A 22449-nucleotide genomic window follows, 5' to 3' on the forward strand; every position below is an offset into this window, starting at 1 on the left:
GCATTTATAAAAAAGTAAATGGATCGGTATTTTTTTCGGAAACAATAAGTTCAACCTCAATGCCAAGATTCTTAGAACGCTCTTCAAACTCTGTTTTCAAATAACTCTTCATCACTTTTTCAATGTTATGTCCGGCATCAATCGTCGGCAGTCCCATTGCGAGCAAGTCATGCCCCGTGTGATAATAAATGTCTCCTGTAATCAGCACGTCGGCGCCACTTCTTTTTGCAGCATGAATAAATTTATTCCCGTCTCCACCCAGTACTGCAACCTTTCTCACTTTTGCATTTGGATCTCCAATCAACCGAACATGTTCAATTGATAAAACCCCTTTCACAATATCAATGAAAACCTCAAGTGGCATTTCTTTAGCGAGTTTTCCAACTCGTCCGAGTCCTTCTACCTGTTTAAGCCCTTCAAGTGGATATAAGTCAACAGCGGGTTCCTCATAAGGATGACCGGCTTTCACCGCTTTAACAGCTTGATCAGCTAAATCTTCACGAATAATCGTTTCGAGTCGCACTTCTTTAACACTCGCCAGTTCACCATTTTTTCCTTTTGCAGGCTTGGCGTTTTCACTTGGCTTAAATTTTCCAATCCCGCTCACTTCAAAGCTACACGATTCATACTCAGTTCCAATTTCGCCAGCACCACTATTCATCAAAATTTGACGGACCGTTTCGCTCGATTCCTCAGGTACAAAAACAACCAGTTTCAAATATTTTTCAACACGCGTAGGCACAATCACTTCAGTATCTTTCAGTTCAAACAAGTCCGCCAGTATATCATTCACACCGCCTCTTGCAATATCTAAGTTAGTATGCGCCGCAAAAACAATAATATCGTGTTTGATCAATTTGCGAATCATTCGCCCTTGTGCAGTTTCCATATCAATTTTATGTACAGGACGGAATAAAAACGGATGATGCGCAACGATCATATCCACGCCTTGTTCGATCGCTTCATCCACTACTTCTTCAAGCACGTCTAAAGTAAACATGATTTTGCGAACCTTTTTTGAAAGATCCCCGAGCTGTAAGCCAATCGGATCATCTTCCATCGCCAGTTTCCGCGGAGCAATTTTTTCAAGCATCGCCACAAATTCATGACCATTTGCTGTTTTCATTTCAACACATCCTCTACTCGTTTTATTTGAGCACGAAGTTCTGTAAGTTTCAATTCATTTTCCGATGTTTTTCCCTGTTTTTCGATGTTTTCCGTAATTTTTTTCCACGTATCTTGTTCATGCTGCCATTTAGAACGAAATGCCGCGTTTTTCTCTTTCAATAAAAAAGGACCAAAAAAAAGCTCATCTTCTGAATAACTAACAGGTGCTTGTGAACGTTCAAGCACCAAAATTTCATAGATTTTTCGATCTTCTTCCAGGATTTCTTCTGCGACAATTTTAAATTGGTGACGCACACCCCATTCACGAATCCGGTTTGCAGCAATGTTCGGCTGCAAAATCAAGCGCGAAACACCCGCAAGTTTCTCTCCATCGCTTTCTAAAATACTCGCAATAAGCGGTCCACCCATTCCGGCAATAACCACCGTATCAATTTCATCTGACCGCTCGAGTACCTGAAGCCCGTCTCCTTTTCGAACAGAAATTTGAGCAAGAAGTCCGGTTTTTTCTACTTGATCTTGTGCCGAATGAAAGGGGCCATCAGCGATTTCCCCTGCAATGGCAAAACTTGCAAAACCTTGAAGAACTGCATAACAAGGCAAATAAGCATGATCGCTACCGATATCCGCAATACGACTTTGTGGTTTAATAAAATGCGCTACTTTTTCCAAGCGTTTCGATAATTTTTGTTCATTCATTTTGTCACCTCAAGCATCATGATCTTTAAGTAAACGCCACATCTGAATCCAGAATGTGGCGTACATAAATTCTTACTCTAAAAAGTCTTTCAATTGTTTACTTCTGCTTGGATGACGAAGTTTGCGGAGTGCCTTCGCTTCAATTTGTCGAATCCGTTCACGAGTTACTCCAAATACACGACCAACTTCTTCGAGTGTACGTGTTCTTCCATCATCTAAGCCAAAGCGAAGACGCAGAACATTTTCCTCACGGTCCGTCAGAGTATCAAGAACATCTTCAAGCTGCTCTTTGAGTAATTCATAAGCTGCATGGTCAGATGGTGAAGTCGCTTCCTGATCCTCAATAAAATCTCCCAAATGCGAATCGTCTTCTTCCCCGATTGGCGTTTCAAGTGAAACTGGCTCTTGAGCAATCTTAAGAATTTCACGAACTTTTTCAGTAGGTAAATCCATTTCTTCTCCGATTTCTTCCGGTGAAGGGTCACGACCAAGATCTTGCAGAAGTGAGCGCTGTACCCGAATCAATTTGTTGATCGTTTCCACCATATGAACAGGAATCCGAATTGTACGCGCTTGGTCGGCAATCGCTCTTGTAATCGCCTGACGAATCCACCACGTTGCATACGTACTGAATTTAAAGCCTTTGTTAAAATCAAACTTTTCAACGGCTTTCATAAGTCCCATGTTTCCTTCTTGAATTAAGTCAAGAAACAACATACCACGCCCAACATAACGCTTAGCAATGCTGACAACTAGACGTAAGTTGGCTTCTGCAAGACGCCCCTTAGCTTCAATATCCCCTTTTTCAATTCGCTTGGCAAGTGCAATTTCCTCGTCAGCAGAAAGCAAATCAACACGACCAATTTCTTTCAAATACATTCTAACAGGATCATTGATTTTAACACCTGGCGGCACGCTCATATCCGTTAAATCAAATTCTTCGCTTTCTTCTTTTACAAGCTCTTTCTCATCTGGATCAGCATCGTCATCATCATCCGCCACTTCAATCCCCACTTGTGTTAAATGCTCTAAAAACTCATCCATTTGATCAGAATCAAGTGCAAAAGGAGCTAATTTCGCAGCAATATTACTGTAGGTTAAAATTCCTACTTTTTTCCCTTCTCCAATTAGGGTTTCTTTAACTTGTTCTACTGTTTCAGTACTTTGTTTGACATTTTCTTGTTTTTCGCTCATACTGCTGCTTCCTCCTCTCAAAAATACTGCCCGCGCATGGATATTCATTTATTCCATACCATTATTTGGCAGTTTTAAAACGTTTCACACCATTTTAAAGTTCATAATCTCCTTTTGCTAACTTCTGGCGCAGAGAAATAAATTCCGCAAGCGCTTGTTTAGCAGCGTCATGATCCCCTAATCGGTCTTTTTCACTAGCTTCTGCTTCTTTTTGCTTGATTCGATCTAGTAAAATTTGTTTTTTTAAACTGTTAATATAATCCAGATATTCCTCCGTGGTGGCTTCTTCCGGTGTTTCAAGCATCACGAGTTCAGAAATTAAATTTTTCAGTGCTGGATCCGTCAAATAATCCATAAAGCGATTTGGATCCGCTGTATTTCCATCTAAATAATACGCCATTAAATGCGTATATAAAGCTTGAAACTCATCATGTTGAAAATTAAGTCCATCAAGGAGCTGATGAATCGCAGAAAAAGCTTCTTCACTTCCAATCATCGCTTTCATCAGTAAATATTCAGAAGCGTGATAGGCTTGAAGCGTTTGTCTAACCGGTTGAGTGCCTACTAAGCCACCATAAAAATCATCAGGTGGCGGCGCTAAATCGAGTAAAAAATCATCTTCAGATGGCACTCTGTTTGGCACGCTCTTTTGTTCCACAATTTTTTGCTGCAATTGTTCTTTTAATGCCGGAATAGAGATTTCAAATTCATCTGCTAATTGCTTCAAATAAAGCTCTCGTTCCACCGCTTGACTTAGCTTACCAATCTCAGTTAACGCCTCATCCATATACTGAAGTCGTTCAGAATCGTTTTGCAAGTTTCGCTGCTTTCGTAAATAAAAGAGTTTGTAGGCCGTCCAAGTCATTCGTTCGTGCAAATAGACTTCCAAAAAACGTTCAGCCCCATATTCTTTAATAAATTCATCGGGGTCTTTCCCGCCAGGAATCGCTAAAACAAAAATTTCCATTCGACTTTTTTCTTCTAATAAGAGACCCGCTTTATAAGCCGCTTCGATTCCAGCTCGGTCACCATCATAGCTAATCACTGCTCGATTCGCAATCCGACGAACAAGCCCAATATGCTCTTCTGTTAAGCTCGTCCCCATCGAAGCAATTCCATTTGCTAGACCTGCATCCGACGCAGAAATCACATCCATAAATCCTTCAAGCAAAAGTACTTCTTCTCGTCTTCTAATCTCGGTTCTACCTTCTGAAAAATGATAAAGCAAGCGTCTTTTGTTAAATAAAGGCGTTTCAGGCGTATTTAGATATTTGGGTCCATTTTCTTGATCAATTAAGCGCCCTGAAAATCCGACGAGCTGCCCGCGATCATCAGTAATGGGAAACATGATGCGACTCCGAAAGCGGTCTACGATTGAGCCATCTTCTCGTTCAGTCAAAAGTCCAGCTTCTACCGCTAAATCTAAATCGGCGCCCCGCTTTTCTAAAAACGATGACAACGTTGCGTGGTGATTCGGGGCAAATCCAATTTGAAATTCTGTCATACTCGCTTCCGTCATACCACGTTCCTTTAAATATTGTAGCGCTTTGTAGCCTTCCTCTGTTTCCATTAACAAGTAATGATACAGCTTAGCAGCAAGTTGATTCAGTTCGATCATTTTTTGCGCTTCACTTGTAACGCGAGGCGTGCTACCCTCTGCTTCTATAACATTTTCTGGAAGCGTTACATCTACATGTGCAAGGTCAGCAGTTTTTTTCACAGACTCTACAAAGGAAAGGTGATCGTGTTCCATTAAAAATGAAAAAACATTTCCACCTTTCCCACAACCAAAGCAATGAAAAATTTGTTTTTCAGGAGACACAGAGAATGAAGGTGTTTTCTCGCCGTGAAATGGACATAATCCGATATAGTTTCGTCCTTGTTTCTTGAGCTGGACGTAATTTCCTATGACATCAACAATATCTGCTTGATTTCGAATTTGTTCAATCGTTTCCTCAGGAATTCTTTGTGTCATTTATCGTCAACTCCTAAGAATTTCAATTTCGTTAAAAACTGTTCCAGATTTTGCTTAAAAGTTTGTCGATCTTGATCCGTCATGGCTTTTGGACCTTTCCCGTACTCACCTCTTCGTCTTGCTTTCGCACGTGATTCACGCTGTTCTAGCATTAGCGGCATCATATCATCCTGATAAATTTCACCACGATTTGAAAAAACCGTGCATTTCGAAAGCAACATACTGGCAAGTCCAATATCTTGTGTAATGATGATGTCGCCTTTCTTCGATAGGTTGACTATCCGGAGGTCCGCTGCTTCTTTTTCAGTATCCACATAGATCCAGTTTTCATCCTCACGATTCGCGCCAAAATGATTATAGGAAGCTACGTAGGTCACTTCTAAATGAAAAATTTGAGCAAGCGATTTGATTTCTTCTTTGACTGGGCAAGCATCTGCATCGACAATAATTTTAGGCAAAAACGTCCCTCCTTTACTTGCTATAAACAAATCAAAAAACGAGCCGTAAACCCGTTTTTCATCTCTCAACATACATTGCAGAAAAGAATCCGCAAAAATGAATTATACGAGATTAACCTACTTTTTTCAAGCGTATAATCCCCGTATAATATATATATTCGACATAAAATCAAAAAGTCCTTCTTAAAGTTCTAAATTTTCGTCAGCAATTTCACCAATATGCATCAAAATATCATTTGCAGTCTCTTCGATGGCTTTATTCGTGACATCTAGTACAAAACAACCCAATTTATCCGTTAAAATTTTAAAGAATTTTAGTTCTTCAGTAATTCGGTCGTCACTTGAATACATCCCCGCACCACTTAATCCCATTGAAATGAGTCGCTTGGAACGAATTTGATTAAGTTTCGTACGACTAATTTTCAAACCGATGATTTTTTTCGGATCGATTTCAAAGAGTTCTTCTGGGATCTCGGCTTCAGGCACGATCGGGATATTACAGATTTTAAGTCCTTTGAGAGCCAAATACTGTGACAAGGGCGTTTTAGAAGTTCGTGAAACGCCAATTAACACATAGTCAGCTTGAAGAATCCCCCGAGGATTCCTGCCATCATCATTTTCAACGGCAAACTCAATCGCTGCGACTTTGTTAAAATACGCTTCATCGAGTGAACGAACGCGTCCTGGCTCTGAAAGTGGCTTAATTTTATACGTTTTCTCAAGCTGAGCCAGTAGCGGGCCAAAAATATCAATAATTGGGACACCGTAAGCTTCTGCTTGTTTATTTAACTCCGTTCGAATTTCTTCTAACACGACGGTGTGCACAATAATCCCGTGATTAACCGCAACGAGATCGACAATTTCTTCGATTAAATCTTTTGAATCAATATGATGAAAACGATGAATAAACTTTGGCGTTTGTCCAAATTGTGAAAGTGCTGCTCTTGTGACCAGTTCCGCGGTTTCACCCGTCGAATCGGAAACGACATAAACTGCTGGTTGGGTCATTTTTTACGCTCCTTTTCGTTTAAAAGCAGGAACCTTTTCAAAATAAAGTTCCTGCTTTTTGCTCTTCTTCTATTTTACATGAATAGCATCCATTTCCGCAAATTCTTTGATGAATTCAGCTAGTTCAAATAACAGTTCTAAACGATTATTGCGGCGCTCTTTATCTTCGCTCATGACAAGTGTCGTATCAAAATACTGGTCAATTGCACCACGCATTTCGCGGAAGCGTTCAAGACGTTCTTCACTTGTTAAGCCAGCAAAATCACGTTTCATGGAACTCAGTTCATCAAACAATCTTTTCTCCGCTTCATTTTCAAATAACTGATCGTTAATTTCCACGTCTTCTTCATGTTTCTTCGCAATGTTGGCGACTCGTGACAAAGCTTCAATCGTTGGTCTAAACCAGTCTTTTTGAGCACTTTCATTTAATAGCTTCGCTCGCTCCAAGATATTAGGTACAAAGTTAGCATCTTCGCTTGTAACAGAATCAATGATATCTAGTCGAACTTTTTGATCCTGTAAAATCACGCGTAAACGATTTTTCAAGAAAGTTTGAACTTCTGCATAGATTTCATCATCGGAAAGCGTAGCAATTCCTGCATTTCGCTCAATCGTGACAATTTCTTTTAGCAACTCGGCAAGCGGCAAATTCCAACCCGTATTCAAAAGAATTCGCATCACGCCGAAAGCGCTGCGTCTCAAGCTAAATGGATCTTGTGAGCCCGTTGGAATCATTCCCACACAGAAAAAGCTCACCAATGTTTCTAATTTATCAGAAACTGCAAGCAAACTCCCTAGATCGGTTTCTGGAAGTGCGCCTTCTGCAGATGTTGGCATATAATGTTCACGGATTGCAGTCGCAACCTCAGGTTTTTCCCCTTGGAGGCGAGCGTATTTCTCGCCCATAATTCCTTGAAGTTCAGGAAACTCGCCAACCACATTTGTTACTAAATCAAATTTATAAATCTCAGCAGCACGGGCAACCTCTTTTTTATCGCTATCACTCCATGATAGGAAATCTGCAAGAAGTAACGCAACTTGTTCCACACGTTTCATTTTTTCAGAAAGTGTGCCCAGTTTTTCATGGAACACAATGTGAGAAAGTTTCGCCACCGCATCATCAATCTTCATTTTCAGGTCTTCTTTATAGAAAAACTCTCCATCAGAAAGACGAGCGCGCAGTACTTTTTCATTTCCTCGAACTACTGTTTCAGCATGTTCATGATTGCCATTTCGAACTGTAATAAAGTGTGGCAAAAGCTCTCCTTCTTTATTAAACACAGGGAAATAACGTTGATGTTCTTTCATCGAAGTAATTAAAATTTCTTCGGGAAGATCTAAGAAACTTTCTTCAAACCCTCCTTCGAGGACAGTTGGATATTCTACAAGATTGTTCACTTCTTCAAGTAAATCTTCATCTTTTGGAACGCTCCAGCCTTTGTCAATACAAACTTCTTCAATTTGTCCCCAGATCGCATCTTTTCGTTTGAATGCATCAACCACAACAAACTCTTCAAGCAGTTTCATTTCATACTCTTTCGGTTCAGGTATCACTGTTTCGTGTCCAAGGAAGCGATGTCCACGACTCACATTCCCAGTTTTCACGTAAGCTACTTCGAACGGAACGATTTCTTGGCCAAATAATGCAACAAGCCATTTGATCGGACGAATATAGCGCATTTCATTTGCTCCCCAGTGCATACTAACTGGGAAAGTCATGTCTATAATGATTTTTTTGATTTCCGGTAGAAGCGTTTCCGTTTCGATACCCGTTACTTTTTTCTCAAGATAGATGTATTCCACACCTTTTATTTCACGAAAGGTAAATTCTTCAGGCGAAACTCCGTGCCCCCGAGCAAATCCTTGCGCTGCTTTTGACCAGTTTCCATCTTCATCAAACGCGATTTTTTTCGCCGGCCCTTTTGCTTCTTCAATACGGTCAGCTTGCTTTTCGGAAACTTCTTTCACAAGCACTGCAAGTCTTCGAGGAGACTGAAAAGAAATCACTTCACCGTGCTCAATTTTTTTCTCTTCAAACCACTCAACCGCTCGTTTTTCAAGTTGTTTAGCTGAATCCGAAATATATTTCGCCGGCATTTCTTCTAAACCAATTTCCAGTAAGAAATCTTTACTCATGTGTTTTCTCCTCCTTTATTAAGGGGAATCCTAGCTTTTCTCGTTCTTCGTAGAAAGTTTTTGCAATTCGCCGCGCGAGCCGACGAATACGACCGATATATTGAGCTCTTTCCGTTACAGAAACAACCCCTCTTGCATCAAGCAAATTAAACGTATGCGAACATTTTAAAACATAGTCATAAGCCGGGAATACAAGCCCTTCTTCCATTTGATTACTGGCTTCTTGCTCATAAGTATCAAACAATTGAAGGAGCATATCCGCATTCGAAGTTTCAAACGCGTATTTTGAGTTTTCGTATTCCGCTTGATAAAAAATGTCTCGGTACGTGATTCCTTCCGTCCACTCAAGGTCAAAAACATTTTCTTTATCTTGAATATAGCTCGCAAGCCGCTCAACACCATACGTAATTTCTGATGTTACAGGGAAACACTCAAGCCCTCCTACTTGCTGGAAATAAGTAAATTGGGTGATTTCCATTCCGTCTAGCCAAACCTCCCAGCCGAGCCCTGCACAGCCAAGTGATGGATTTTCCCAGTTATCTTCCACAAAACGAATATCGTGTTTCAAAGGATCAATCCCAATTTTTTCTAGCGAACCAAGGTACAATTCCTGAATATTATCCGGTGAAGGCTTCATCACTACTTGGAATTGATGATGCTGGAAAAGCCGATTCGGATTTTCACCATATCTGCCATCTGCAGGTCGACGTGACGGCTCCACATAAGCTGCCTTCCAGGGTTCAGGGCCAATCGCCTTTAAAAATGTATACGGACTCATCGTCCCCGCGCCTTTTTCAACATCATAGGATTGCAACATAATACAGCCTTGCTCCGACCAGTAATCTTGCAACGTTCGAATCATTGTTTGTAAATTCATTTTCCCACCTCCGATTAGATCAAAAGCACATAAAAACTCTCGCCTCTATATGCCTCTTTTGCATATAGGGACGAGAGATACTCGCGGTTCCACCCTATTTGAATCTTTTCAAATGAAAGATTCCACCTTCTTTAATCACGCTCCGAAATGCCCTTCAAAACCAGTTGATCATCGGCTCTCACTATCCCGATTTCGCTAATCGATCAGCGCTCGTTTCTACTCCTTTTCATCTCCGCATGTATTATTCTTCTTAACTCTAAAGATAAAGGATTGAAGCCATTTTGTCAATCCTTATCCTTGTCCTCAAGTATTCCACTCCATTTGGACATATCCCGCAAAAATTTCTTACTTTTCAAGTATAGCCCAGATTTTTCATCGTAGTACGTATCAATCGCTTTTTCAAGCCACGCTTTCGTTTCCGGCTTAACATGAATCTCACCGAGCCGTTCAATCCGGAACATATAAAACAGGCGCAGCAATTTTACTACATTTTCAGGTAAGTGCATCCGGTAGGGATCTTTCTCGAAACAACGGTGGCAAACCAGTCCATCACTTGCACTAGAAAAATCAAAGTGACCTTCAGTTTCAGAACAAATCGCGCATCGGTCCATAACAGGATAAAGTCCAAGCACATTCAACATTTTCATTTCAAAGATTTGCGTTAAAATTTGGGCATCATAGCCTTCATCTATATCACGTAAAATCGCATAAGCGAGTTCAAATAAATATTCATTTTTTTGTCTTTCTTCTGTCGCTTTATCAAGCAACTCGCAAACAAACGAAGCATATGCAGTTAAAAAAATGTCTTGTTGGATGCTCGAAAAATTTTGGATGACATCTCCTTGCTGCAGCGTGACGAGCCCTTGACCACCAAAAAAAGAGAACATTCCTTTTGTAAACGGTTGGGTAACTGCCGCCAAGCGACTTTTTCCTTTCTTGGCTCCACGAGCAACCATCCCAATTTTACCAAATTCTCGCGTGAAAACGACGATGATTTTATCCGACTCCCGGTAGTTCGTTTGTCGCAATACGATTCCCTCAGCTTTCTCCACACTGCACACCTCCTTTTGTTCTTCTGTCATATTATAACAGAAAATTTCTTTTTTTATTTCCCTTGTTCGTTAAAAATGATACAATACCGTTATTGAGTGAAAAAGGAGTTTGTCGGATGGTTATCATTGGTATTTTAGGCATTATTGCTTTCTTTGCATTTGTACTTCTAATCATGGGAATCGTTTTTTTATTTTTAAAGATCAGAAAAGTAACCGCTATCTGGTTTGTAAGTGCTGGGGGAGCCGTTCTTTTAATCAGCTTATTTATCTTTAGTGGCGCTTTCCTTTACTACATTAGTCAAGAAACAAGTGCTGAGGCTCAAGTAAAAGAAGAAACGAACGCCTCATCAGCCGATGAATTTTATGAAGACTACGAAGATGAATATGATGAGCTCACATTTGGCATGAAAGGGCAGTCAAGTGAACAAGCAACCATACAAGTTTCAAAGCCGCATGTTCAAAAAATAGACGAACGTGGTTTAGATAAAGCTTATCAAATTGAAGTGACCATACAAAATAAAAATTCCGAACCCATCTATGTTTCTGCCAAAGACTTCTATCTTTATAACTATGGAAAAGATGACTACCCCACCGTTTTAAAGAAAGATTACTTCCATGAAAAAATTGAAGCAGGTAAAACTGTAAATTTTAACATTTATTATAAGTATCTCGGCAAAGGCGAATTAGAAGTCGAATACGACAATCTAATTTGGCATGAATGAGACAAAAGACGCGCAAATCAGCGCGTCTTTTTTAATACTCATCTTGATCAAAGCCGTAATCTTGTAGATAATGCTCTTTATCTCGCCAATTTTTTTGAACTTTGACCCAGACTTCAAGAAATACTTTGGATCCAAGTAACAATTCAATTTCTTTCCTTGCACGCATGCCAATTTGTTTTAGCATCTGCCCTTGTTTACCAATGATAATCCCTTTTTGCGTACTGCGCTCCACAATGATAGTTGCCATAATTGTGAGCTTTTCCGTTTTGGGATTTTTTTCAATGCCTTCAATCACAACAGCCACTGAATGCGGAACTTCTTCACGTGTTAATTTTAAAACTTGTTCGCGGATCAGTTCTGAGATAATGAAACGCTCCGGATGGTCAGTGATTTGATCTTCGGGATAGTACATGGGACCTTCTTCCAAGTGAGCCACTGTTTCTTCAAGCATGTTTGGCACATTATTTCCTTCAAGCGCAGAAATAGGAATGATTTCCGCAAAATCAAGTTTTTCTTTATACAATTCGATCAGTTGAACGAGCTCCTCTGGCGTCACAAGGTCAATTTTATTAATCAATAGAAAAACAGGCGTTTCTACTTGTTCCAGTTTTTGAATAATAAATTCGTCACCTCGACCAAAGCCAGCGTCAGCGTCAATAACAAAATAAATCAAGTCAACCTCTCGGAAAGTATTTAGTGCAACTTTTACCATGAAATCGCCTAGTTTATGCTTCGGCTTATGGATGCCCGGCGTATCAATAAATACAACTTGTGCGTCATCCGTCGTATAAACCCCTTGGATTTTATTCCGAGTCGTTTGTGCTTTGTCGCTCATAATCGCAATTTTTTGTCCAATAATTCGGTTAAGCAATGTCGATTTCCCAACGTTCGGTCGTCCTACAATGGCTACAAAGCCAGATTTAAATGTATCGCTCATGATCCATATCCCCCGCCATAAATGCTCCTGGAAGAAGATCCGCTACCGTTACCTCTGCCACGTCGCCCTTTAAATTTGTTAAAACAACCGGCATATCCGGTTTGCAAAATTCACTGATTACTTGTCTGCAAGCTCCACAAGGTGAAACCGGCCCGTCCGTATCTGCTACCACAACAAGCTTTTCAAATTCGTGCTTTCCTTCAGAAACCGCCTTAAAAATCGCTGTCCGTTCCGCGCAATTGGATAACCCGTAAGAAGCATTTTCGATATTTGCACCAAGAATCACTTCATCATCTTTTGTTACAAGTGCTGCTCCAACAGGAAAGTTGGAATACGGCACATACGCAAACTCGCGTGCTTTTTTTGCGAGATCAATAAAATTAGTTTCTCTCATACTAGGAAACTCCTATCTATAAATGGAATAATTGCCAAAAATAAGGGATAAAAATAATGAGTCCAATAATCGCTGAAATCGTCGCTATGATTAAAACAGCCCCAGCGGCCGCATCCTTCGCTTTTTTTGCTTCTGGGAGGAACTCTTCTGTGATTGTGTCAATCGTTCGCTCAATGGCCGTATTGACCGTTTCAAGTGCAATCACAAGGCCAATGCAAAGAAGCAAGATAAGCCATTCCACCATTTTCACTTGAAACAAAGCTGCAAACAGGAGAACGAGAACTGCTGAAGCGACATGGATCTTCATATTTCGCTCTTCTTTTAAAGTGGTCTTGATCCCACAAAAAGCATGTTTAAAAGAAGCTACGTAGCTACGACTGCGTTTATATTTTCTATCGTTTGAGACCATAAGCATCCAACACTTCTTTTTGTAAGCCAAACATTTTTTCTTCATCTGCTTTTTCCATGTGGTCATAGCCAAGCAAGTGCAACAAGCCATGAACCGCTAGAAAGCCAAGTTCCCGATCAAATGAATGGCCATATTCGGCGGCCTGCTCATTCGCACGTTCGGTTGAAATAATGATATCCCCCAAGTTTCTTGGCAACTGATCTTCTTCAAAAATGATTGGCAACTCGTCTTCCCCTAGCTCTTCTAGCGCAAAAGAAATCACATCGGTCGCGGCATCTTTTGACCGGTATTCACGGTTGATTTCACGAATTCCGGCATTATCCATAAAGGTCACAGACATCTCTGTTCCTCCATCTAGCTTCAAATACTGGGCAGCAAATTCTAAAACATCTGCAACTAACTGCCGCTCTTTTTCTGGAAGTTGTTCTGTCTCATCCATTAAATCAAGCTCAAGTATCGCCATTAATTTTCTCCTTTCTTCTCATCTGGATATTGGATTCGTTGATGGTAAATTCCATTCAGTGTTTGATTCAACGTTTCTCGAATTTGTTCGATTTCCTTTAGAGAAATATCACACTCCGAAAATTGCCCATCTAGCAAACGATCGCGAATAATACCATCAATGATTTGTTTGATTTTTTCTTTCGTCGGATCAACCGCCGCACGCACAGCCGCTTCAACACTATCTGAAATATTGATAATCGCAGCTTCTTTAGTTTGCGGTTTTGGACCCGCATAGCGAAATTCAGCTTCTTCCGTATCTGGATTTGTTTCTTTTTCCTTCAAATAGAAATATTTTAACAAAGTCGTCCCATGATGTTCAAGCGCAATGTCAATCACGGGCTGAGGCATATGATTTTCTCGCAAAATTTCTGCCCCATCAACGGTATGCGCCAAGATGATATCTCGACTTTGTTTAGGTGTCAAACGATCATGCGGATTAATGCCTTGCAACTGGTTTTCAACAAAATAAGGCGGGCGAAGCGTCTTCCCTATATCATGATAAAAGCAACCGACACGTGTAAGCAAGCCATTTGCTCCAATTTTATCCGCGCAAGTTTCTGCAAGGTTTGCAACCATCATGCTGTGATGATACGTTCCAGGCGCCCGCATCAAAATACGTTTTAGCAGTGGATGGTTCGGATTAGCAAGTTCCACGAGTCTGCTTGTTGTTAACACCCCAAACAAAAATTCGAACAATGGAATCAGACCAAGCGCCAAAATAAAGGCTCCAACACCCCCAGCAAACGCATAAAATAGTGACTCAAGAGTGCTTTCACTCAAAATCATTGAATTGTTAATGAGCAATAAGAAAAATACACAAAAAAGATTAAATACCCCGACAATCATCCCCGACCGAAAAATTGCAATCCGTTTCGAATAATCACGTAACGAAATGATCGCAGCAAAACCGCTTAGTAAAATAAACGGCGTAATCAGACTGCTCACAACGCTCGTTTCATGAGATTGAAAAACAAATAAACTTGTAATCGAAATAAATAAAAGCCCGAGAAAAGCGTAGCGCTCTCGCAGTAAAATCTTTAAAATAACTGGAAGAAACGCGGCAGGAAACAAGAACGAAATATTATTCAAATTAGCAGACTCGAGCAGCCGAATAATAAAAAGCAAAATGAGTGTCAAAACAAAAGCCACTCCAAAAATCAGTAGCGTTTGCTGCCGTTTCTTGCGCGTCATTTTCGTCTTCGTTGTAAAGAAATATAAAATAGAAGCAAGGACTAAAATAAGTAAAGCATAGCCTGCATATTGTTTAATAGGCATTTTTTGATCTAAAAGGTTGAGCAAACCAAGTTGTCGGTAAGTTTCCCGGTCAATAATTTGCCCCTCTTGAACGATGACCTGGCCTTGTAAAATCTTCTCAGGAATAACACTCGCGGCCGCTTCTCGTTTCCGAATATTGGTTTCTTTTTTATTGTATGTTTCATTGGGAACAATTGCATAAGATACAAGTGTCTTGGCAGCCGATTTAAGCGAGCTAGGAATACTTGAAAGTTCGATGTCATCCCGCGCTTGTACTTTTTTGGTATTTAAATTAGCCTCGCGGACACTTTCAGCCATAATGCTTTCAATTTCACTTGAAAGTGTTTCTTTCGCAGTGTTTAAATCCTTTTGATCCGCATTTAGAAAGCGTAGCAGAACCTCGTCAGAAACGCTTGAAGTCACTTTTTCAGAAACATTGCTTGAAAGTTTATCTTTCAGCATTTTTAATTTATCAGAATTAGAAACTGATTCTTTTTTGTCCGTTTTTTCCGCAATTTCGCCTTTTACTTCACTGACATAAGCAAAAAAAGAATTAATCAACGAAACCCGATTTTGAGCTGTTTCACGGTTAAAAGTGTATACATCTTCGACCGAGTCTTTTGCAGTTGTTTTCTCTTCATCGGTTTTTTTCGTATCAATTACCGTTTGCGGCGAACGAATGGTGCGCTCCGCAACAGAAAATAACTTAGCATTAAAAGATTCTGGTTTGGTCATTTGGATCATTAAAACATAAGAAACAACCATCAAAATCACAAGAATAGCTGGGATGATGAATTTCTGTCCATATTTTTCATAAAAATGGTTCCATTTTTGCATCATACAAATCTTGCTCCTTTAGTTTCGTTCATATGCTTTAATAATCTCAGCAACGAGCGGGTGACGCACAACATCATGATGTTCAAAATAAACAAATCCAATATTTTTCACCTGACTTAAAACTTGTTCCGCGTTGACAAGACCGCTCACCGTTCCTTTCGGTAAATCAATTTGTGTCATATCCCCGTTTACAATCATCTTAGAGTCATAGCCAAGACGTGTTAAAAACATTTTCATTTGGGCAATGGTTGTGTTTTGCGCTTCATCCAAAATTACAAAGGCATTGTCTAGCGTTCGACCACGCATATAGGCAAGTGGAGCAATTTCAATCACACCACGTTCCATGAGACGCGTCGTATGTTCTAAACCTAAAATGTCGTAAAGCGCATCGTAAACAGGTCGTAAATAAGGATCTACTTTTTCTTTTAAATCCCCCGGTAAAAAGCCAAGGCTCTCTCCTGCTTCAACAGCGGGACGCGTTAAAATGATCTTGCTAACTTTACCTTTTTTCCACGCATCAATTGCCATAACAACGGCAAGATACGTCTTCCCAGTTCCAGCAGGTCCGATCCCAAACACAATGTCAAAGCGACGTACCATTTGCATGTATTCACGTTGTCCAAACGTCTTCGGACGAACGGGTTTTCCGTGCGCATTTTTTGTAATTTCATCCTCAAAAAGCGTACCAAAATATTCAAGCGTACCGCCTTTTTCCATTTTAACTGCTTGCGCGACATCCCTACCATCAAGATGATTGCCTCGCTTTAGCGCAGCAAGAAGAGCCGCAATAACGTGTTTTGCCTGTTTGACGTTTTCCTCTTCTCCACTAATTAAAATTTCGCCGCCACGTGAAACAAGGCTCACTTCTAAACTTTCTTCAAGCACATTTAAGTGAGCATCTTGGTTTCCAAATAAATCACGCACATCAATGCCTTCGTTTAATTCGACGGTTTCTTTATAAGATCCGTTTTGCATTCTCTAACCCCTTTGTCTTTTAACTTCCTTAGTCCTCCCCATTATACACGAAAAGAAGAAAGAATTAAAACCGCATCTACCTGTAAAAGTTGAGCCTCCTCATTTTTCGCATAAAAAAGACTAGCCGAAGCTAGTCTTTAAAGTTTTATGAAAGATACTGTTTTACAAATTTATTCACTGCATTCCCGTCGGCCTTGCCTTTTACTTTCGGCATAACAGCGCCCATGACTTTCCCAAAGTCAGCCTTAGACGTTGCTCCAACTTCTGCAATTGTTGCTTTTACAATCTCTTCAAGCTCATCATCCGAAAGCTGTTTTGGCGAATATGCCTCAACAATCTCGATTTCAGAACGAACTTTTTCAGCTAGATCATCCCTGCCAGCTTTTTCAAACTCAGAAAGAGAATCTCTGCGCTGCTTCATTTCGCGTGCAAGAACAGTGATTTCATCATCAGGGGAAAGCTCTCCGCCTTGATTGATTGCTTCATTTTGTAAAGCAGACTTTAACATCCGGATAACAGAAAGTTTCTCTTTCTCTTTATCACGCATAGCTTGCTTCATATCTTCATTTAACTTGTCAAGCAGTGCCAATGAAATCATCGCCTTTAACTATTAGAATTTGCGTTTTCTAGCTGCTTCTGATTTTTTCTTGCGTTTTACGCTTGGCTTTTCATAAAATTCGCGCTTTCTCGATTCTTGCAAAGTTCCGCTTTTAGAAACAGTACGTTTAAAGCGACGAAGAGCATCGTCAAGCGATTCGTTTTTGCGAACTACTGTTTTTGACATCTCTCTTTCCCTCCCTCCGACACTTACGTAGACCCCAAAACAGGATCCATATAAGGCTTCAGAATGCCAACAAGCTGTTAGCAGGCTTTTAAAGCTTAACAGAAATAGCATTCACTCATCTAAAATTATAGCGGAAACTCAAAAGTGCGTCAACATGAAATCACTAACTTTATGCATTTTTATTCTAGATTATTCATTTTCATTTTTCCCGCTGAGTTCAAAATAAAACGAAGCTGCAGATAAAAGATAGAGCGGAGCCGTTTCTGTCCGCAAAATTCGTGGCCCTAGTCCAGCAAATATCGCTCCTAAACCTTTAAGTTCCGCTACTTCTTGTTCCGAAACGCCGCCTTCAGGTCCAAAGATGACAAGTAACCGCGAACCGCTTGGCATGTTCTGAAACACTTGCGCAAGACTCGAGCGCTCGCCTTGCTTCGCACTTTCTTCATATGCACAAACTATAAAGTCATACGATTGCCCCACAGATGCAAGCAACGCCTTCAAACTCAAATAATGGCGAAGAGAAGGAATTCGTCCGCGATGTGATTGCTCGGCCGCTTCCTTTGCAATCCGCTCCAGTCGTTCTATCTTTTTATGCACTTTTTTAGCATCCCATTTCGAAACCGATCGTTCCGCTTGAAACGGTAAAAATTCAGTCGCGCCGAGTTCCGTCCCTTTTTGCACCACAAGATCGAGCTTGTCCCCCTTTGGAAGCCCACTTGCCACCGTTATTTCAACCGGCATCTCACTCGTTTTTTCCTGAAAGCTAGAAACAGCCAGTATCACTTTGTCTTCCAAAACTTCCTGTATGATAGCCTGTGCAACCTTTTCATTTAAATCCACAAGCCAAACTTGGTCGCCCGCTTTCATTCGCATAACACGGACCATATGATGAAAATCCGCGCCAGACACTTGGACCGGAATCCCCTTCTCCATTACTTGGTCGATAAAATACCGTTGCATCGCTTAATCCTCACTCCGCTTAGTAATAATGGCTACCCAATCACCTTGCTGCCTTGTTTCAAGCACAACAAGAGAAGCTTCAATAAGGGCTTCGCGAACTTGCTCCGCCTTGTTTTCGATAATTCCAGACGCGATAAAATAACCACCCGGCTTAAGCAAACGATAAACGTCATGTGGGAATAACAAAATCACTTCTGCTAGAATATTCGCGACAATCATATCTGCTTCTTCTTCAATGCCATTTAACAAATCATTTTGGCGCAATTCTACTTTAGCTTCGACATGATTTTGCAACACATTTTCTCTTGCAGCGCGAACTGCCACTTCATCCAAATCAAGAGCTAAAACTGATTCTGCTCCAAGCTTAGCACACAAAATTGCAAGCACGCCAGACCCCGTTCCAACATCAATTACGCGATCATCTGGCTTTACAAACTCGCTAATGGCACGCATCGAAAGCTGCGTTGTCGGGTGCGTTCCTGTACCAAAAGCCATGCCAGGATCCAGTTCAATTACCAGTTCATCTTCTCGCGGCCGGTAGTCTTCCCATGTTGGGGCCACCGTAATCGAATCCGTGATCGCAACTGGATGATAATATTTTTTCCAAGCAGTCGCCCAGTCATCATCGTTAACATCATTTACAAAAAACTTGATTTCTCCAAGTGGAATATCAAATTTCGCAAGGTCAAATAGTGCTTTTTCAAGCGCAGGAATCCCAGCAACAAAGTCCTCTGTTTTCAAAAAACAGGCCTTGATAATCACACCATCATCAGGGTAATCAGCCCGATTTAATGCATAAATTTCACCAAATTGATTTTCTCTTTCCTTGAAAAAATCTGCCACATCTTCAATTGAAACACCACTTGCCCCGTGTTCATTCAATAAATTAGCAATTGGTTCCACCGCATCGTTTAATGTATGTACTTCCACTTCTGCCCACTCCATCACGAACCAGCCTCCTCGGATAAAAAAGCGGATGTTGAACAACCTTTTTCAACGTCCGCTTTTCATTTTTTTACTCGCCTTTAAAAGCTTTTTTCATTTTATCAAAAAAACCAGCATTTTGTTCATCTACTTTGCTTCCAGTTGCTCCAGCAAATTCACGCAAGATTTCTTTTTGCTTATCATCCAGTTTCTTCGGCACAATGATTTTCACAGCTACATGCTGATCTCCTGTTCCACTTCCACGTAAATGCGGCACACCTTTGCCCCTGAGTCTGAATGTTGTACCCGTTTGCGTACCAGCAGGAATTTTCAAGCGTACTTTACCATGAACAGTTGGCACATCAATTTCATCACCAAGTGCTGCTTGCACAAAAGTAAGTGGCACTTCAACAAAAATATCGTCGCCTTCTCGTTCATAGAAGTCATCTGGTGCAATCACAAAGACGACAAACAAGTCTCCATTTGGTCCACCATTGATCCCTGCTTCGCCTTCACCAGCAACACGCATTTGTTGCCCGTCGTTCACACCTGCAGGAACTTTCAATTTGATTTTCTTTTTCTTCGTTACACGGCCTGAACCATGACAAGTTGGACATTTTTCCTTGATTTCTTTTCCAGTGCCATGACAATAAGGACAAGTTTGCTTGTTAACAACCCGACCAAATGGTGTGTTTTGCTCGACATTAATGCTTCCCTTGCCATCACAGTGTGAACACTTCTCTGGATGTGTTCCCGGTTTTGCACCAGACCCGTGGCAAGTTTCACAGTTTTCTTCACGTGGAATTTCAATTTCCGTTTCCGTTCCAAAGACAGCTTCTTTAAACTTCAATTGCATCGTATATTGTAAATCATTTCCTTGACGCGGTGCATTTGGATCGCGTTGTCTTCCGCCGCCCCCGCCAAAGAATGTATCAAAGATATCTTCAAATCCAGAAAAGCCGCCAGCCGATGAGAATCCACCACCAAAGCCGCCTGCTCCTCCACCAAAACCTTGGTTAGGATCGACGTGACCATATTGATCATATTGTGCCCGTTTGTTTTCGTCACTAAGCACTTCATAAGCTTCCGAGATTTCTTTAAATTTCTCATCCGCGCCTTCTTCTTTATTGATATCCGGATGGTATTTTTTCGAAAGTTTCCGGTAGGCTTTTTTTATTTCATCCGCAGTTGCACTTTTCGAAACACCAAGCACATCATAATAATCGCGTTTCGCCATCCGCCATCACTCCTGTTCTTTGTTTTAATCCTAGGGTATTGTACCATAGATATTTAAATAAATATAGCGCATCTCAGATAAAAAGCCAAAGCCATAGTAGACTTTGACTCTTCATCCGATTTCGAGCATACTATTTACTTATTTGTCTTCTTTTTTATCATCATCGTTGATTTCTTCAAAGTCAGCATCCACTACGTCATCACTACCATCAGCTGCACTTGCTTCCGGGTTTTCACCTTGAGCTTGTTGCGCTGCAGCCGCTTGTTCATAAAGTTTAACCGACAAGCTTTGAACGATTTCGTTTAGCGCATCCGATTTTTCTTTAATTGCATCAAAATCTTCACCCTTCAAGGCTTCTTGAAGTTCATCACGTGCAGTTTCAGCTTTTTTCACTTCCTCAGCATCCACTTTTCCTTCAAGCTCTTTAAGAGTTTTATCAACTGTAAAGATCAATTGATCCGCGTTGTTACGTGTTTCCACGTTTTCTTTATTTTTTTGATCTTCTTCTGCATTCGCTTCCGCATCTTTCACCATGCGATCGATTTCATCATCTGTTAAGCCTGAAGAAGATTTGATCACGATATTTTGTTCTTTACCTGTTCCAAGGTCTTTCGCACGAACCGTTACAATACCATTTTTATCAATATCAAATGAAACTTCGATTTGAGGCACGCCACGTGGTGCAGCTGGAATATCAGCTAATTGGAATCGACCAAGCGTTTTGTTATCTTTCGCCATTGGACGTTCCCCTTGAAGAACGTGAATATCTACAGCTGGTTGATTATCAGCAGCCGTCGAGAATGTTTGAGATTTCGAAGTTGGAATCGTTGTATTCCGCTCAATTAGCGGTGTCATCACGCCACCCATAGTTTCAATCCCAAGAGATAGCGGAGTAACGTCAAGCAAAACAACGTCTTTCACATCACCTGTAATTACACCACCTTGAATAGCAGCACCCATTGCTACTACTTCATCAGGGTTTACCCCGCGGTGAGGTTCTTTGCCAAGTTCTTTAGTGATTGCTTCTTGAACAGCAGGAATACGTGTAGAACCCCCAACAAGAATAACTTGATCGATATCACTTGCTGAAAGACCAGCATCTTTAAGTGCTTGACGAGTTGGACCAACTGTCCGTTCTACAAGATCGCTTGTAAGTTCATCGAATTTAGCACGTGTTAAGTTCACTTCAAGGTGAAGTGGTCCAGCTTCTCCAGCCGTAATAAATGGAAGGGAAATTTGCGTGCTCATGACACCTGAAAGGTCTTTTTTCGCTTTTTCAGCAGCGTCTTTAAGTCGTTGTAAAGCCATTTTGTCTTGTGAAAGATCAATGCCATTTTCTTTTTTAAACTCAGCAACTAAATAATCAATGATTTTTTGGTCGAAGTCATCGCCACCTAAGTGGTTGTCACCAGCAGTGGAATGTACTTCAAATACGCCATCACCAAGTTCAAGGATTGAAACGTCAAAAGTACCACCACCAAGGTCAAATACTAAAATGGTTTGATCTTTATCAGTTTTATCCATACCATAAGCAAGCGCTGCTGCTGTTGGTTCATTAATGATCCGTTCTACTTCTAAACCAGCAATTTTACCAGCATCTTTTGTTGCTTGACGCTGTGCATCATTGAAATAAGCTGGAACTGTAATAACAGCTTTATCCACTTTTTCACCTAAATAATCTTCTGCGTATCCTTTTAGATATTGCAAGATAATCGCACTGATTTCTTGTGGTGAATAGTCTTTACCTTCAATCGTCTCTTTGTAATCTGTTCCCATGTGACGTTTAATTGAAATAACTGTATTTGGATTTGTAATCGCTGCGCGTTTAGCAACTTCGCCGACTTGACGTTCACCATTTTTAAATCCAACAACAGATGGTGTCGTACGCGCACCTTCTGGATTTGGGATGATTTTTGCTTCTCCACCTTCTAAGACTGCAACAGCAGAGTTTGTTGTTCCTAAGTCAATACCAATAATTTTGCTCATAA

The 22449-nt window shown here is 40.7% G+C and carries 22 protein-coding genes; 1 reads left to right on the forward strand and 21 read right to left on the reverse strand.

Features of this window, described 5'->3' with window-relative positions; translation table 11 throughout:
* Window positions 1-4: 4 nt before the first annotated feature.
* The 9 genes from HCK02_RS00190 to recO all read right to left on the reverse strand — a co-directional run bounded on the left by HCK02_RS00190 (window position 5) and on the right by recO (window position 10524).
* Window positions 5-1126: a Nif3-like dinuclear metal center hexameric protein gene (locus tag HCK02_RS00190; protein ID WP_167627954.1), complete on the reverse strand. Its 1122-nt coding sequence runs from the start codon at window positions 1124-1126 to the stop codon at window positions 5-7.
* Window positions 1123-1824, reverse strand: a complete 702-nt coding sequence (locus HCK02_RS00195; RefSeq protein WP_167627956.1) for a tRNA (adenine(22)-N(1))-methyltransferase — start codon at window positions 1822-1824, stop codon at window positions 1123-1125. Before HCK02_RS00195 ends, HCK02_RS00190 begins: the two co-directional genes overlap by 4 nt.
* A 72-nt stretch (window positions 1825-1896) precedes the next feature.
* On the reverse strand, window positions 1897-3018 hold the full coding sequence (gene rpoD / locus HCK02_RS00200; RefSeq protein ID WP_167627958.1) for an RNA polymerase sigma factor RpoD: 1122 nt from the start codon (window positions 3016-3018) through the stop codon (window positions 1897-1899).
* Between the two features lie 94 nt (window positions 3019-3112).
* Complete coding sequence (gene dnaG / locus HCK02_RS00205) at window positions 3113-4993, reverse strand: DNA primase (protein ID WP_167627960.1); 1881 nt, start codon at window positions 4991-4993, stop codon at window positions 3113-3115.
* The gene (locus tag HCK02_RS00210) at window positions 4990-5451 is read right to left on the reverse strand and encodes a YaiI/YqxD family protein (protein WP_167627962.1); all 462 of its coding nucleotides are present in this window, start codon (window positions 5449-5451) and stop codon (window positions 4990-4992) included. Before HCK02_RS00210 ends, dnaG begins: the two co-directional genes overlap by 4 nt.
* Before the next feature lie 183 nt (window positions 5452-5634).
* Window positions 5635-6459, reverse strand: coding sequence for a pyruvate, water dikinase regulatory protein (locus HCK02_RS00215; protein WP_167627964.1), 825 nt, complete (start codon window positions 6457-6459; stop codon window positions 5635-5637).
* 69 nt (window positions 6460-6528) lie between these two features.
* Window positions 6529-8595 carry a glycine--tRNA ligase subunit beta gene (gene glyS, locus HCK02_RS00220; RefSeq protein WP_167627966.1) on the reverse strand — a complete coding sequence of 689 codons (2067 nt, stop codon included), beginning with the start codon at window positions 8593-8595 and terminating at the stop codon, window positions 6529-6531.
* Entirely contained in the window at window positions 8588-9472 is an 885-nt protein-coding gene (glyQ, locus tag HCK02_RS00225; RefSeq protein ID WP_167627968.1) for a glycine--tRNA ligase subunit alpha, read from the reverse strand. Before glyQ ends, glyS begins: the two co-directional genes overlap by 8 nt.
* 284 nt (window positions 9473-9756) lie before the next feature.
* Window positions 9757-10524: a DNA repair protein RecO gene (gene recO, locus HCK02_RS00230; RefSeq protein ID WP_167627970.1), complete on the reverse strand. Its 768-nt coding sequence runs from the start codon at window positions 10522-10524 to the stop codon at window positions 9757-9759.
* A gap of 116 nt (window positions 10525-10640) precedes the next feature.
* Between recO and HCK02_RS00235 the strand changes: the two genes are divergently transcribed.
* Window positions 10641-11246 carry a DUF4352 domain-containing protein gene (locus tag HCK02_RS00235; RefSeq protein ID WP_167627972.1) on the forward strand — a complete coding sequence of 202 codons (606 nt, stop codon included), beginning with the start codon at window positions 10641-10643 and terminating at the stop codon, window positions 11244-11246.
* A 31-nt stretch (window positions 11247-11277) separates the two neighbouring features.
* Here the strand turns inward: HCK02_RS00235 and era are convergent, their stop codons facing one another.
* The 12 genes from era to dnaK all read right to left on the reverse strand — a co-directional run bounded on the left by era (window position 11278) and on the right by dnaK (window position 22447).
* Window positions 11278-12183, reverse strand: coding sequence for a GTPase Era (gene era, locus HCK02_RS00240; RefSeq protein WP_167627974.1), 906 nt, complete (start codon window positions 12181-12183; stop codon window positions 11278-11280).
* A complete protein-coding gene (locus HCK02_RS00245; RefSeq protein WP_167627976.1) occupies window positions 12167-12577 on the reverse strand; it encodes a cytidine deaminase in 411 nt (136 codons plus the stop codon). The genes era and HCK02_RS00245 overlap by 17 nt, the downstream gene beginning before the upstream one ends.
* Before the next feature lie 16 nt (window positions 12578-12593).
* On the reverse strand, window positions 12594-12992 hold the full coding sequence (locus tag HCK02_RS00250; protein WP_167627978.1) for a diacylglycerol kinase family protein: 399 nt from the start codon (window positions 12990-12992) through the stop codon (window positions 12594-12596).
* Complete coding sequence (gene ybeY / locus HCK02_RS00255; protein ID WP_167627980.1) at window positions 12970-13449, reverse strand: rRNA maturation RNase YbeY; 480 nt, start codon at window positions 13447-13449, stop codon at window positions 12970-12972. Before ybeY ends, HCK02_RS00250 begins: the two co-directional genes overlap by 23 nt.
* Entirely contained in the window at window positions 13449-15584 is a 2136-nt protein-coding gene (locus HCK02_RS00260; RefSeq protein WP_281348860.1) for an HD family phosphohydrolase, read from the reverse strand. Before HCK02_RS00260 ends, ybeY begins: the two co-directional genes overlap by 1 nt.
* A gap of 15 nt (window positions 15585-15599) precedes the next feature.
* Window positions 15600-16556, reverse strand: a complete 957-nt coding sequence (locus tag HCK02_RS00265) for a PhoH family protein (RefSeq protein WP_167627982.1) — start codon at window positions 16554-16556, stop codon at window positions 15600-15602.
* A gap of 145 nt (window positions 16557-16701) precedes the next feature.
* Window positions 16702-17145, reverse strand: a complete 444-nt coding sequence (locus HCK02_RS00270) for a GatB/YqeY domain-containing protein (protein WP_115752344.1) — start codon at window positions 17143-17145, stop codon at window positions 16702-16704.
* A gap of 21 nt (window positions 17146-17166) precedes the next feature.
* A complete protein-coding gene (gene rpsU / locus HCK02_RS00275; RefSeq protein ID WP_036074031.1) occupies window positions 17167-17340 on the reverse strand; it encodes a 30S ribosomal protein S21 in 174 nt (57 codons plus the stop codon).
* A 189-nt stretch (window positions 17341-17529) separates the two neighbouring features.
* Entirely contained in the window at window positions 17530-18300 is a 771-nt protein-coding gene (locus HCK02_RS00280; RefSeq protein ID WP_167627984.1) for a 16S rRNA (uracil(1498)-N(3))-methyltransferase, read from the reverse strand.
* 3 nt (window positions 18301-18303) lie between these two features.
* Window positions 18304-19245: a 50S ribosomal protein L11 methyltransferase gene (gene prmA / locus HCK02_RS00285; RefSeq protein ID WP_167628098.1), complete on the reverse strand. Its 942-nt coding sequence runs from the start codon at window positions 19243-19245 to the stop codon at window positions 18304-18306.
* Window positions 19246-19315: 70 nt separating this feature from the next.
* On the reverse strand, window positions 19316-20461 hold the full coding sequence (gene dnaJ / locus HCK02_RS00290; protein ID WP_167627986.1) for a molecular chaperone DnaJ: 1146 nt from the start codon (window positions 20459-20461) through the stop codon (window positions 19316-19318).
* Window positions 20462-20599: 138 nt separating this feature from the next.
* The gene (gene dnaK, locus HCK02_RS00295) at window positions 20600-22447 is read right to left on the reverse strand and encodes a molecular chaperone DnaK (RefSeq protein ID WP_167627988.1); all 1848 of its coding nucleotides are present in this window, start codon (window positions 22445-22447) and stop codon (window positions 20600-20602) included.
* Window positions 22448-22449: the final 2 nt, after the last annotated feature.

It is taken from the genome of Listeria valentina, from assembly GCF_011800755.1.
Lineage (GTDB): Bacteria > Bacillota > Bacilli > Lactobacillales > Listeriaceae > Listeria > Listeria valentina.